The sequence below is a fragment of the Pantoea sp. genome (assembly GCF_032114055.1).
Classification (GTDB): domain Bacteria; phylum Pseudomonadota; class Gammaproteobacteria; order Enterobacterales; family Enterobacteriaceae; genus Pantoea.
Map to the genome: position 1 here is coordinate 545,675 of NZ_DAMCTB010000001.1, position 13,132 is coordinate 558,806.

Consider the following 13,132-nt stretch of genomic DNA (forward strand, 5'->3'; position numbering starts at 1 on the left):
AAAGTTAACCAAAGGTTAAATTAAACCTTAAGAAACATAGGGTTGGCGAAGTTAAAATCGCAATCTGCTGGCAGAATAGCATGGCGGGAAGAGGAGAACATAAGAATATTGATATAGATCAAAACAGGAAAATAAAACTCAGATAATTACGTGATAAAAACAGGCACCCAGCGGTGCCTGTTCTGTTTAACTTTCTGTTTTAAAAGATTTTATCCGCTGAAGATGGGATGAGAGGCTTTTAAATTTGTGCCCTTCCGCCTTATCCCAGACGATCTCATAAAAGGGCCGGAGATGATCGGCGCTGCGCTGGCTGTCGAGCACCTCATCCTGCCGGGAGAGAAAGGTGAGACAGCGACCACGGTTACGTTCGCGGAAATCGCTGACGCATTTGGTAGCGATATCCAGATATTCCTCAGGCCGGTCAATCTTCCCTTCCATGTTTTCATGCGGATAAAGGTTGGGATTAAAGATTGCCTGGCGGATGCCGCACAGAAAGCCGATGCGTTCTGACCAGAAACCGCCTAACCCGACGCCACAGATCAGCGGGCAATCGTCGTCAGACTGCATCAGCATCCTGTCAGTCTCTTTCAGCAGAAACTGCATATCATGTTTCGGATGGCGGGTGCTGTAACTGAGTAACCTGACGTCAGGATCGATAAACTGCAGTTGCAGCACTTTTTCGTGATTACCTGGGCTACTGGAATCAAAACCGTGCAGATAGATGATCATGATAATCCTCAGGGTCGTGATAGCGCCGGGCAGTCACTGTTTACCACGACGCCTTATGAGCCAGCCAGCGTTCCTGAAGTTCACTCAGTTGCCGGGCGTTGTTTTTCCAGCGATGCGTTGCCTGCAGCTCATCGCGGGTAAATCTGCCCTGATGATACAACCGGGTAACCCGTTCTGAACTGACCGGGATCAGGTTATCCAGCACACTGATGGCCCCCTGGCGCTGATTGCAGACCAGCACCATGTCACATCCCGCATTAAGCGACTGCTGCGCCCGCTCCGCATAACTGCCCATCACAGCAGCGCCCTCCATTGAGAGATCGTCGGAGAAGATTACGCCGTCGAAGCTCAGCTGCTCGCGCAACACGGTTTTAAGCCAGTAAGGCGAACCGCTGGCAGGCAGCGGATCGATGTCGGTATAGATGACGTGGGCAGGCATGATGGCATCCAGGGCCTGCTCCGTAATCAGGCTGCTGAAGATCGCCATGTCATGCTCGCGCAGCGTCTTCTCATCGCGTGGATCGCGCGGCGTCTCTTTATGCGAATCGGCGCTGACTGCGCCATGCCCTGGAAAATGTTTGCCGGTGGTTTTCATGCCCGCCTCGTGCATTCCCGCAATAAAGCGGCGCGCCACGGCCAGGGCGATGGCCGGATCGGCATGGAAAGATCGATCGCCGATTGCGGCGCTGATATGGCCCACGTCGAGCACCGGCGCGAAGCTGATATCGATATCCATCGCGATCATCTCGGCGGCCATCTGCCAGCCCGCCTGCTGTGCCAGCTCGCCTGCGGTCTCTGCGTCGTGCAGCGCCGCAAAAGATTGCATGGCGGGCAACTGGGTGAAACCGTCGCGGAAACGCTGCACGCGCCCCCCCTCCTGATCCACCGCCACCACCAGCCGGGTGTGCGACGCGGCGCGGATCTGACGCACCAGCTCGGCAAGCTGGGCAGGATCGTGATAGTTGCGGGCAAACAAAATTAACCCGCCGACCAGCGGATGTTGCAGGATCTCGCGATCTTCGCCATCCAGTTCATAGCCGCCGACGTCGAGCATCAGCGGGCCGGGCAAATGTGATTTCATAACCTGAATCCTGTAGCGCGACGCAAGGGCGTCACGCGATTAAATCTGTTGCCAGCTCTGCTGAGCCAGCTGTTGTAAGGTGGCGTCGTCGCACTGATCGGCGCGCAGCTGATACCAGCTCGCCATCAGCAGACGCAGCCAGGGCTGCCAGCGTCTGACCTGCTGCGCCAGCGCGGTCATCGGCAGCTGCATCGCGTCGGCATAACCAGCCAGCCAGTCGTGCTGATGCTGCGGATCGCAGGCACAGATCGCCGCCAGTTCCAGCGCGACGTCGCCATCTGCGGCATATTCCCAGTCGATCAGCCGCAGCCCCGTCGGGCCCTCAATGACATTGCCGGCATGCAAATCCATGTGCAGCGGTGCCAGCCGCAGCGGCTGCGGTTCCCCCTGCTGCGTCAGACGCCTGAGCGACCGTAGCCAGCGGTGATTGCGCTGCGGCGTCAGCTGCCAGTAGCGCCATAACAGCGGCAGCAGCGGCAGGCGATAGCCGGTCAGCGGCTGCTGATGAAGCCGCTGCAGCAGTGCCAGAATCTGCGGTCGCTGCTGACTGAAGCGCAACGGATCCAGCGCCTCGCCCGGAGACCAGCTCAGAATAATTCCCTGCGGATTGCCCGCCACGGGCTGCGGCGCAAGGCCGCTGGCACGCAGTTTTCGTAACAGCCGGAATTCGCGCTGCCGGTCCACAAACGGGATAACCGGCTGCGGCGCTGCCCGCGCGATAAAGGTGGCGCCCGGGGTAACAATCTTCTGGCTGTGGCCGGTCAGACCCGCGAGCGGCGTAACAGACGCCTTATCAGACTCGCCGGTGACCTGCCCGATCATCCGCTGCAGCGCAACATTAATTCTGGGCAATGCCGTTGCCGGACCAGATGATCTCGCCGGTCTGAACCAGCATCAGCTGCATCTGCAGAGTCGGCGCTTTAACATCGCCGCTGGCGTTGCTGTACAGCACATACTGCGCGTTGACGTTGCGCGCCAGGCCAATCGCTTTACTGCGTGAGTTGAGGCTGTCATCTGGCGATAAGCCCAGCGCCTGCTTCGCCTGCGCCAGCTGATCGGCGGAAACCAGGGTGAATTTGCCGTTATTATTCAGCGCATTCTGGATAGCCGACGTGGCTTTCTCGCTCTGCAGCGCACCGTTGGTGCTGTTTTTAACCCGGTCGACCAGCAGCACGCTGCCCGGCTCGGCGCTGGCGGCCTGCAGCATCTTCGCCACCAGCGGCTGAACGCTGGCATCCCAGTTAATGGTGACCAGTTTCGGTGGCTGAGGCACCGGTTGCGGCTGCGGTACGGGCTGCGGTTCAGGTTGCGGAACGGGCTGCACCGGCTCCACAGGCTGAGTCGGCTCAACCGGTGCAGGCTGCTGCTGTTTCACCACACAGCCGGTCAGAATGAGCGCCATCAGAAGCGCTCCGGTACGATTCACACTGCGTATCACGTAGAAGATCCTTAAAGATAGAGATAAAGACGAACCTTGCTGGCTGTCAGGTTACCCAGTTGCGAGGCGGCGACAATACTTCCCTGCGCGGGCACGGTCACGGTCTGCGCCGGTTCCTGCGGAGTGATTTCCAGTCCTTTGTCGTCATACCAGTAATAACGATAGTGGACAACGACCGGGGCTTCGCGCTGATTATAGAGCACGCTGGTCGCGCGTTTCAGTCCGTCGTGCTCATCCAGCGTGGGCTCATCGGTGATGATCCCTGCTGACAGCACAGCGGATTCCATCACCAGTGACTGTGAGGTATTGATCATCGGTTTATCACTGCTGCACGCCGTCAGGCAGAGCAGGATCGGCAGGCCAGTCAGCCAGGATCGCATAGCACGTTTCCGTTATGGTCAGTTTGAGAGCATCGGGCCCAGCGGTTCGCCACCCACCAGATGCATGTGGATGTGATAAACCTCCTGACCCCCATGTTGATTGCAGTTCACGATCAGACGATAGCCATCCTGAGCGATTCCTTCCTGGCGGGCGATTTTCGCCGCTGTGGTGAACATCCGTCCCAGCGCATGTTCGTGTGCCGCTTCCACCTCGTTCACCGTCGGGATCAGCACATTCGGCACGATTAGAATATGGGTCGGCGCTTTGGGCGAGATGTCGCGGAAGGCCGTGACCAGCTCATCCTGATACACCACGTCAGCGGGGATTTCGCGGCGGATAATTTTACTAAAAATGGTTTCTTCAGCCATGGTGCAATTCCTTTAGCCTGAGTCGTAATTAATGAGTATGCGGGAGAAATTTGTTTTCTTTCAACCTCAGGACCACTTTTCTTGCATTGTTCGCCTGCCTTTGCAGCAGTGATGCCACTCTCACCCGCCTGCGTTACGCTGGCAGCGCCGCACGCTGCTCCCTACATAAATGAAACGCCGTTTTATAAATTAGAATCCCGCCCCCCTTTTCTTTCTCTCATTGCCACTTTTTTGCCAGCCCTAGCCAGATTACGAAGGTTTAGCGCGTCCGTCAGCTCTACTTTGCTAACCAGTCCGGGTGAGATGGCCAACATCACCAGGGATAAATTGCCCTCTAACCTCAAGGAGCATCCGCTATGCGCTCACGTAAAATTGGTATTGGTCGCTATCTGGCCTATGGTTCCGGCGATTTTCTGGGGGCAGGCACCACGGCGCTCACCGCCGCCTGGCTGCTCTATTTTTACACCACCTTCTGCGGCTTAACGCCGATTCAGGCCACGCTGATTTTCGCCGCGGCGCGCGTGCTGGATGCCGTGGTCAGCCCACTGATGGGCTTTCTGACCGACAACTTCGGCTCAACCTGGCTGGGCAGACGCTTCGGCCGCCGCAGATTCTTTATTCTGCTGGGTATCCCCTGCGTGTTCAGCTACAGCCTGATGTGGGTCAGCGACATGAGCTTCTGGTGGTATCTCACCACTTACCTGCTGTTTGATATCATCTACACCATGATTCTGGTGCCGTACGAAACCCTGGTGCCGGAAATGACCGACGACTTTAAGCAGAAAACCCGCTTCTCCGGTGCCCGTATCGGTCTGGCGCAGCTGTCGGCGATTCTGGCCGCCTTTCTGCCCGGCATTCTGCTGGGGGTGCTGGGCAAAGATAATCCTCTCTCCTTTTTCTACGCCAGCCTGGTGTTCTCGGTGATCTGCGCCCTGGTGCTGACGCTGGTCTGGTGCTTCACCTGGGAGCGCCATCCCGATGACTTTTCCGCCGAATCGCGCCGTGCAGAGCAGGAAAAGCAGCAGCTGACGCTGGCGCAGAACCTCAGGCGGCTCTATGTTGAACTGGCGTCGACGCTGCGCATCCGCATTTTTCGTCAGCACCTCGGGATGTATCTTGGCGGCTATATCGCTCAGGATGTGTTCAACGCCGTCTTTACCTGGTATGTGGTGTTTGTGCTGATGCAGAGCGCGCAGGTTGCCTCCAGTCTGATGGGCACCATGGCAGTGCTGCAGTTTATCGCCGTGATGGTAATGATCCCGCTCTGCATCCGCATCGGGCCTGCGCCCGCCTACCGTCTGGTCGCCATCCTGTTCGGCCTGGCGGCGCTCTCCTACGCCGGATTGTGGTATGCCGGCATGAACGACAATCTTTCGCTGCTGTTCGCGATCTCCGCGCTGGCCGGGCTGGGGCGCGGCGGCATCAACTATGTGCCCTGGAACACCTACACCTATATCGCCGACGTGGATGAGGTGATCACCGGTCAGCGCCGCGAGGGGATCTTTGCCGGCATCATGACCCTGACGCGTAAAGCGTCTCAGGCGGGTGCCGTCATGCTGGTCGGTATCGTGCTGCAGCTCTCCGGCTTTGTCTCGGGTCAGCCGACACAGCTCCCCGCCGTCAGCCACACGATTCTGGCGATTCTGAGCCTCGGTACTTTAGCCGTGCTGGCCTGCGGCTTTGCGGTGTCACTGCGCTTTAAGCTCAACCTGCAGACCCACACCGTGCTGCGCCAGGAGACGCTGAAAATGCGTGAGGCGAACCGTACCGTACCGGAAACGCTCACGCCAGCGGCGCGCGACATCGTAGAGACGCTGGCAGGCATGTCTTATGAAAACCTGTGGGGCAATAACAACATCGGTTTTCTCAACCGTCACAAGCCTGCGGCGGCTGCATATCCTGCCCGCGCCCCGGTTACGCCCTCTCTGAACCCGACCTTAACAGGAACACATCATGATTCTTTACCCCGTTAAACAGAGCCACCTTCTGCGGCAGCCGACGTATCTGCTGCCGCGCCACGAACTCGTTCAGCTGATTCAGAAGCTGACACAAAATCTGATTAACATTCGCGACGAAACCGGCGAATTTCTGCTGAGGCTGGACGATGGCCGGGTGATCGATACCAAAGGCTGGGCGGGCTGGGAATGGACACACGGCATCGGTCTGTATGGCATGCTGCACTACTATCAGCAGACCGGTGACGCGGAAATGCTGGCGATCATCGATGCATGGTTCGCGCAGCGTCTGGCGGAGGGGACGCCGACTAAGAACGTGAACACCGTCTGTCCTTTTCTGACGCTGGCTTACCGTTACGAAGAAACCCGAAACCCAGCCTGGCTGCCGGTGCTGGAGCGCTGGGCAGAGTGGGTCATGTATGAGATGCCGCGTACCGCGCGAGGCGGCCTGCAGCATATCGTTTACAACAACGAAAACAGCCAGCAGCTCTGGGATGACACGCTGATGATGAGCGTGATGGCGCTGGCTAAAATCGGTCAGCTGCTCAAGCGCGACGAGTGGGTCGAGGAGGCAAGCTATCAGTTCCTGTTGCACACGCAGTATCTGATGGATCGCGAAACCGGCCTGTGGTTTCACGGCTGGAACTTCGATGGTTGTCATAACTTCGCCAGGGCGCGCTGGGCGCGTGGCAACAGCTGGGTGACGATCGTGATCCCCGATTTTCTGGAGATGATGAACTGGCCAGCGCATCACGCCACCCGCCGCTTTCTGCAGCAGGTGCTCGAGACACAGGCTGAGGCACTCCGCAACTGCCAGCATTCCAGCGGTTTATGGCACACCCTGCTCGACGATCCCGATAGCTATCTGGAGGCTTCGGCCACTGCCGGGTTCGCCTATGGCATGCTGAAAGCCGTCCGCAAGCGTTACCTGCCCGCAGCGTATCGCGAGGTGGCCGAGAAAGCGCTGCGCGGCGTGATTGCGCATATCGATGAGGATGGCGAGCTGAAGCAGGTCTCGTTTGGCACCGCAATGGGCAGCGACCTGGATTACTACCGCATGGTGCCCCTCACCTCCATGCCCTACGGCCAGGCGATGGCCCTGCTCTGTCTGACAGAATACCTGCGCGCCTGGCTCTGAATTGGACCCAAAAAAAAGCCCCGCGCGGCGGGGCTTTTTCACTGCTGTGACGCATCACATACTGCGGATGTAATCATCCATATCTGTTTTCAGGTTATCGGACTTGGTGCCGAAGATAGCCTGAACACCGGAACCGGCCACCACCACGCCACGGGCGCCGAGGTTTTTCAGTTCGGTCTGGTCAACTTTACCCACGTCGGCAACGCTGACGCGCAGACGCGTGATACAGGCGTCCAGGTTAGTGATGTTCTCTTTACCACCAAACGCTGCCACCAGTTTGCCCGCCATTTCAGAGCCGGTCGCCGCAGACTGCTCGCTGCTGCTGCTCTCTTCACGGCCAGGGGTTTTCAGGTCCAGCTTCGCGATCAGAACACGGAAGATGGTGTAGTAAACCAGGCCGTAGATGATACCGATAACCGGGAACAGCCAGATTTTGCTGCTGTTACCGCTCAGTACGATAAAGTCGATCAGACCGTGTGAGAAGCTGGTGCCATCACGCATGCCAAGCAGAATGCAGATTGGGAATGCCAGACCCGCCAGCAGCGCATGGATGACATACAGGATCGGCGCAACGAACATGAATGAGAATTCAATCGGTTCAGTGATACCGGTCAGGAATGAGGTCAGCGCAGCGGAGATCATGATACCGCCCACTTTGGCACGGTTTTCTGGTTTTGCTGAGTGCCAGATAGCAATCGCAGCAGCCGGCAGACCGTACATTTTAAACAGGAAGCCGCCAGAGAGTTTGCCTGCGGTCGGGTCACCCGCCATATAGCGTGGGATGTCGCCGTGGAAGACCTGACCTGCCGCGTTAGTGTATTCACCAATCTGCATCTGGAAAGGAACGTTCCAGATGTGATGCAGACCAAATGGCACCAGCGCGCGTTCAACGACGCCATAGATACCAAAGGCTACAACCGGGTTTTGATAAGCCGCCCACTGTGAGAACTCCTGAATCGCGGCACCGACAGGTGGCCAGATGAAGGAGAGCAGTACGCCCAGCACAATCGCTGCCAGACCCGAGATGATCGGCACAAAGCGTTTACCGGCGAAGAAGCCCAGATATTCAGGCAGCTTGATGCGGTAGAAGCGGTTGAACATATAGGCCGCGATGGAACCGGCGATGATCCCGCCCAGGACCCCGGTGTCGGCGAGGTGTTTCGCCTCGATCTCCGCCGCAGAGAGATGCAGCACCAGCGGTGCCACGACCGCCATGGTTTTCACCATGATGCCATAGGCGACAACGGCGGCCAGCGCCGACACACCATCGTTGTTGGTAAAGCCCAGCGCCACCCCGATCGCGAAGATCAGCGGCATGTTGGCGAACACTGATCCACCCGCTTCTGCCATTACATGCGAAACCACTGCAGGCAACCAGCTGAAATTGGCTGAACCGACCCCTAATAGAATACCGGCAATCGGCAGAACCGAAACCGGCAGCATCAGCGATTTACCGACCTTTTGAAGGTTGGCAAAAGCATTTTTGAACATAGCGTGAAGCTCCTGAGTATGAGTGCATATTTGCGCAGTGCGCGTGGCAAAGAGGGAGGATTCCTTGCCGGGGTGGCGGTGACCGCCTTTTGATTTATTACGAAGGGTAAAATAAATACCGGCCTGTTACTTTGACGGCTATCACGTTTCAACAATCCCGGCGGCGCACTTTACGAAATTTCTCACTGACCTGCACGATTAATCGACGATAAAAAGCTGACCCTGTCATTAAAAACAGGGTCATAGGCGCAGATGACAGATTAATTACAAAGACTGAAATAAAACGCGGTCAGGCACCCAGCTGGCTCATCGGGATATGAAACAGCGTAGAGAAGTTCTGCGTAGTGGCGGCGGCCAGGGTTTCCATATCCACCCCTTTCAGGACGGCCAGATATTCAGCCACGTCACGGGTATAAGCAGGCTGATTCTCTTTACCGCGGTACGGTACTGGTGCCAGATAAGGCGAATCCGTTTCTACCAGCATCCGATCCAGCGGCACATAGCGAGCGGCTTCGCGTAACTGTTCGGCATTACGGAACGTAACGATACCGGAGAAGGAGATATAGAAGCCCATATCCAGCAGCTTCGCGGCCGTGGGCTGATCCTCGGTGAAACAGTGCAGCACGCCGCCGCAGCGCTCCACCTGCTCTTCGCGCAGAATCGCCAGCGTGTCGTCACGCGCATCGCGGGTGTGAACGATAATCGGCTTATTCAGCGCAATACCGGTGCGGATATGTTCCCGGAAAGAGCGCTGCTGCTGCTCGCGGGTCTCAGGCTGATAGTGGTAATCCAGTCCGGTTTCACCCAGCGCCACCACGCGCGGATCCGCGGAGAGCCGGCGAAACTCCTCAACGTCGTAGGCCTCCTCCTGATTCAGCGGATGCACGCCGCAGGAGAGCGCAATGTTCTGCCGATCGCCGACCAGCGCTTTCAGGGTATGAAAGCCCGGCAACGTCGTGGCAATGGCCAGCATGAACTTCACGTCCCGGGCCGCCGCTTTGGCAATCACATCATCGAGGTCACAATGGTTTTTTTCATAATCCAGGCCATCAAGATGGCAGTGAGAATCAACAATAAACATAAATAGTCTCAGAGAGGTTTAGCGGATCAGTGCAGGCTTTTCAGTCTCTGCCCAGCTCAAAAGCTGATCCGTCAGCAGGAGTTCACGATTTACGGCGGCGACATGCAGTAGCTGCTCGCGACAGCGCATCCACGCACGGGTGCTGCTGTCGAGTGCGCTGGCCGAAAAGTGCGCGGCCAGCAGCTGCACGACATCCTGGCGATCGCCATTATTCAGCCACTGCGCCGCATTCTGCTGCCATTTCATCGCATCCAGCAGCAGGGAGAGCAGCCAGCCGATTCGGGTGGCTGCATCCTCCGCATTCAGCACCGGCAGCAGTTGCAGAATGTCGTGCTGCAGCGCACCGGGCAGCGCATCACACAACTTCTGCCGCGCCTGCCACGGCCCGGCTTCCAGCAGGCTTAACGCCGCACCGGGCGCACCGGCGCTCAGCCGCAGCGCCGCCAGCAGCATCTGTTCATCGTGTGAAACGTGTTTTTTCAGCCAGAGCAGACTCTGGCCCTCGTCTGGTGGCGTCAGCGGCAGCGTCATACAGCGACTGCGCAGCGTCGCCAGCAGACGTGAAGGATCGCGGCTGCTGAGGAAGAACCAGCTGTTGGCAGGCGGCTCCTCCAGCGTTTTCAGCAGGGCGTTGGCGGCGGCTTCCGTCAGCTGCGCGGCATCGGGCAGCCAGACCACTTTCGCGCCCCCCTGCTGACCAAAGTGATAGAGCTTTTCTGTCACCTGACGCACCGCATCGATGCCCAGGGTACTTTTGCCCTTCTCCGCCTCAAGCCGGTACCAGTCCGGATGGGTATTTGCCTGCATCAGCTGGCAGCCGTGACACGCGCCGCAACTTTTCAGGCCATCCGGCTGCTGGCACATCAGCCAGCGACTGATTCCCCAGACCAGCGCTTCATCACCCATGCCGGACATCGCCTGGATCAACAGCGCATGATGCGCACGATTTTCCTGATGCTGACCAATCACATGGCGATAAGGCTGATTCAGCCACGGGTACCAGTTCATTACGCCTGCTCCGATAGCCACTGCATCAGAGCCGCCTGAAGTGACAACGTCACGTCTTTCAGGGGTTGGGTTGCGTCAATCGTCAGAATCGAGGGGTCGTTCTCCGCCAGTGCCAGATAGCGTGCGCGGGTACGCTCAAAGAAGCGCAGCGACTCCTGCTCAATGCGGTCCAGTTCGCCGCGCGCCCGTGCCCGCTGCAGGCCGATTTCCGGCGTAACATCCAGATAAAGCGTCAGATCAGGACGAAAGTCGCCCAGTACGGTGTCGCGCAGCGTCTGCATCAGCGTGCTATCGAGCCCGCGTCCGCCCCCCTGGTAAGCCTGAGAGGAGAGATCGTGGCGATCGCCGATCACCCATGCACCGCGAGCCAGCGCCGGTTTGATCACGGTTTCCACCAGCTGAACCCGTGCCGCATAGAGCATCAGCAGTTCCGCTTTGTCCGTCACCTGCTCACCTTCAATGCCCTGCTTCACCAGGACACGCAGCTGTTCGGCCAGCGGCGTACCGCCCGGCTCACGGGTAAAGACCAGGTCAGTGATGCCGCGGGCCTGCAGTGTGGCAATGATGGCATCACGCGCGGTGGTCTTCCCGGCGCCTTCCAGGCCTTCGATGACGATAAACTTACTGTTCATTTTTTTCCTTTAGCATCTGCCGGTACACCTGCACCGCCTGATTATGACTGGCCAGATTAGTAGTAAAGGTATGACCGCCCTTGCCGTCAGCCACAAAGTAGAGATAGTTCGTTTTCTCAGGATGGGCGGCCGCCAGCAGGGAAGCCTTACCTGGCATGGCGATTGGACCCGGCGGCAGACCGTTAATCATATAGGTATTGTAATCGCTGGCGGTCTCAAGATCTTTACGGGTCAGTGATCCGTTGTAGCGGTCGCCCATGCCGTAAATCACGGTAGGGTCGGTCTGCAGGCGCATCCCGGTCCGCAGCCGGTTGATAAAGACCGAGGCTACGCGAGCGCGCTCCTGGCTGACGCCCGTCTCTTTTTCGATGATAGAGGCCATCGTCACCAGATCCTGCGGCGTTTTATAGGGCAGATTATCCGCCCGTCCCTGCCAGACCTCATCAATCGTTTTTTTCATCCGCTCATGCGCACGTTCCAGCAGTGCAATATCGGTGGTATTCGCCGTATAGAGGTAGGTGTCCGGAAAGAAGTTACCTTCCAGCTGGGCAGGCTCGACCTTAAGGGCGCTGGCCAGCGTGGTAAACTGATCGTCTTTGAGCGTATGGCGGATATAGGGCGCTTTACGCAGCTCACCCAGCCACTCTTTGAGGCGCTGACCCTCCACAAACCGCACCGGGAACTGTGCCTCTTTACCGCTGGCCAGCAGCTGTAACAGCCCACGTACCGTCATCTTCGGCTCCAGACGATAGGTTCCCGCCTTGAAGGTGGCCAGTTCCGGCTCCAGACGCAACAGCGCACCAAACCAGATGCTGCGCGGAATGATCTTCTGATCTTCCAGCTGCGCCTCCAGCGCCACCCGGCCCGTACCGGCGGGCAGTGTGTAGATCGTCTCCTGCTGCAGCGTCAGCGGGGTTGCCGCAAACTGCTTAATCTGCCAGTAGCTCACTACCGCCGCGAGCCCTGCTATCACCAGCAGGGTCACGAGAACTTTTTTGCTTCGAGTCATGATGCTTCCATTATCTTTTCACAGCCTGCCTGCAGCTGATTAAACAGCAGGCGCTCAGTAAACTGTACCGCCTCGATCTGTCGCACCGGCAGAACCGGCATCAGTGCATTACATATCACCACTTCATCCGCGGCCAGCAGCTGCGCCGGTTCGCTTTGTACTACCCGGCAAGTCTGGCCCGTGGCCGCGAGTTGCGCCATCAGACGCCGCCGCATAATGCCATCCACCCCTGAGGCTGAGAGATCGGGGGTAAAAATCTGGCTGCCCTGGCGCCAGAATAAATTGGCCGCACAGCATTCCACCACCCAACCTTCAGTGTCAAGCACCAGCGCCTCGTCGGCGTCCGTCTGGTCAAGATGAGCGCGAATCATCACCTGTTCCAGGCGGTTAAGGTGTTTGATACCGGCAAACGGCGCGTTTCGCGCCAGACGGATGGGGCTGATGCGGAGTGAGGCGCCCCGCTGCTGCAAACCGATATAGTGCTGCGGCCAGGGGGCCAGTGAAATAATCCGGGTCGGTTCGCCACAGCCCTGACGACTGTAGCCGCGTCCGCCGCTGCCCGCGCTGATAATCACCTTCAGAACCGCCTGGGCCTGCAGCTGCGCGGCGGCCCTCATCTCTGTTTCGAGCCGGTGCCAGTCAACCCCGCCGATCCACAACCGTTCGCAGCCCTCTCTGAGTCGCTGAAGATGACTTTCCAGCAGCACGATTTTGCCCTGACGTACAGCGGCGGTGGTAAAGCAGCCATCGCCGAACTGCAGGCCCCGATCGGTGGCTGCCAGCGACGGTTGTCTGATCCCGTTAATCCACATGGTTCTCTC

14 protein-coding genes are annotated in these 13,132 nt (G+C 58.2%); 2 read left to right on the top strand and 12 right to left on the bottom strand.

The genetic code is table 11. From position 1 onward, the window contains the following. Nucleotides 1–186 precede the first annotated feature (186 nt). Genes ycfP through hinT form a run of 6 tightly spaced genes read right to left on the bottom strand, consistent with a single transcriptional unit; the run spans nucleotide 187 to nucleotide 3,997 of the window. Nucleotides 187–729, bottom strand: coding sequence for an alpha/beta hydrolase YcfP (ycfP, locus tag RT657_RS02550; protein ID WP_313652272.1), 543 nt, complete (start codon nucleotides 727–729; stop codon nucleotides 187–189). A gap of 40 nt (nucleotides 730–769) precedes the next feature. After that, complete coding sequence (gene nagZ, locus RT657_RS02555; protein WP_313652275.1) at nucleotides 770–1,810, bottom strand: beta-N-acetylhexosaminidase; 1,041 nt, start codon at nucleotides 1,808–1,810, stop codon at nucleotides 770–772. A gap of 39 nt (nucleotides 1,811–1,849) precedes the next feature. Beyond that, a complete protein-coding gene (gene thiK, locus RT657_RS02560; RefSeq protein ID WP_313652697.1) occupies nucleotides 1,850–2,632 on the bottom strand; it encodes a thiamine kinase in 783 nt (260 codons plus the stop codon). A gap of 16 nt (nucleotides 2,633–2,648) precedes the next feature. After that, nucleotides 2,649–3,248, bottom strand: a complete 600-nt coding sequence (gene lpoB / locus RT657_RS02565) for a penicillin-binding protein activator LpoB (protein ID WP_313652277.1) — start codon at nucleotides 3,246–3,248, stop codon at nucleotides 2,649–2,651. Nucleotides 3,249–3,259: 11 nt separating this feature from the next. Then, nucleotides 3,260–3,628: a YcfL family protein gene (locus RT657_RS02570; protein WP_313652279.1), complete on the bottom strand. Its 369-nt coding sequence runs from the start codon at nucleotides 3,626–3,628 to the stop codon at nucleotides 3,260–3,262. A gap of 18 nt (nucleotides 3,629–3,646) precedes the next feature. After that, the gene (gene hinT, locus RT657_RS02575; protein ID WP_313652281.1) at nucleotides 3,647–3,997 is read right to left on the bottom strand and encodes a purine nucleoside phosphoramidase; all 351 of its coding nucleotides are present in this window, start codon (nucleotides 3,995–3,997) and stop codon (nucleotides 3,647–3,649) included. Between the two features lie 356 nt (nucleotides 3,998–4,353). On the opposite strand from hinT, the gene RT657_RS02580 reads away from it, so the two are divergent. Then, nucleotides 4,354–5,970: an MFS transporter gene (locus RT657_RS02580; protein WP_313652283.1), complete on the top strand. Its 1,617-nt coding sequence runs from the start codon at nucleotides 4,354–4,356 to the stop codon at nucleotides 5,968–5,970. After that, complete coding sequence (locus RT657_RS02585; protein ID WP_313652285.1) at nucleotides 5,951–7,090, top strand: glycoside hydrolase family 88 protein; 1,140 nt, start codon at nucleotides 5,951–5,953, stop codon at nucleotides 7,088–7,090. Before RT657_RS02580 ends, RT657_RS02585 begins: the two co-directional genes overlap by 20 nt. 54 nt (nucleotides 7,091–7,144) lie before the next feature. Here RT657_RS02585 and ptsG read toward each other — a convergent pair whose 3' ends face one another. The 6 genes from ptsG to pabC all read right to left on the bottom strand — a co-directional run bounded on the left by ptsG (nucleotide 7,145) and on the right by pabC (nucleotide 13,123). After that, nucleotides 7,145–8,581, bottom strand: a complete 1,437-nt coding sequence (gene ptsG / locus RT657_RS02590; RefSeq protein WP_313652287.1) for a PTS glucose transporter subunit IIBC — start codon at nucleotides 8,579–8,581, stop codon at nucleotides 7,145–7,147. A gap of 289 nt (nucleotides 8,582–8,870) precedes the next feature. Beyond that, nucleotides 8,871–9,662 (bottom strand): metal-dependent hydrolase, encoded by a 792-nt coding sequence (locus tag RT657_RS02595; protein WP_313652290.1) that lies wholly within the window; start codon nucleotides 9,660–9,662, stop codon nucleotides 8,871–8,873. An 18-nt stretch (nucleotides 9,663–9,680) separates the two neighbouring features. After that, the gene (holB, locus tag RT657_RS02600) at nucleotides 9,681–10,670 is read right to left on the bottom strand and encodes a DNA polymerase III subunit delta' (RefSeq protein WP_313652293.1); all 990 of its coding nucleotides are present in this window, start codon (nucleotides 10,668–10,670) and stop codon (nucleotides 9,681–9,683) included. Continuing rightward, nucleotides 10,670–11,302 (bottom strand): dTMP kinase, encoded by a 633-nt coding sequence (tmk, locus tag RT657_RS02605; RefSeq protein ID WP_313652295.1) that lies wholly within the window; start codon nucleotides 11,300–11,302, stop codon nucleotides 10,670–10,672. Before tmk ends, holB begins: the two co-directional genes overlap by 1 nt. Further along, nucleotides 11,292–12,311 (bottom strand): endolytic transglycosylase MltG, encoded by a 1,020-nt coding sequence (mltG, locus tag RT657_RS02610; protein WP_313652297.1) that lies wholly within the window; start codon nucleotides 12,309–12,311, stop codon nucleotides 11,292–11,294. The genes tmk and mltG overlap by 11 nt, the downstream gene beginning before the upstream one ends. Further along, a complete protein-coding gene (pabC, locus tag RT657_RS02615; protein WP_313652299.1) occupies nucleotides 12,308–13,123 on the bottom strand; it encodes an aminodeoxychorismate lyase in 816 nt (271 codons plus the stop codon). Before pabC ends, mltG begins: the two co-directional genes overlap by 4 nt. Between the last annotated feature and the right edge of the window lie 9 nt (nucleotides 13,124–13,132).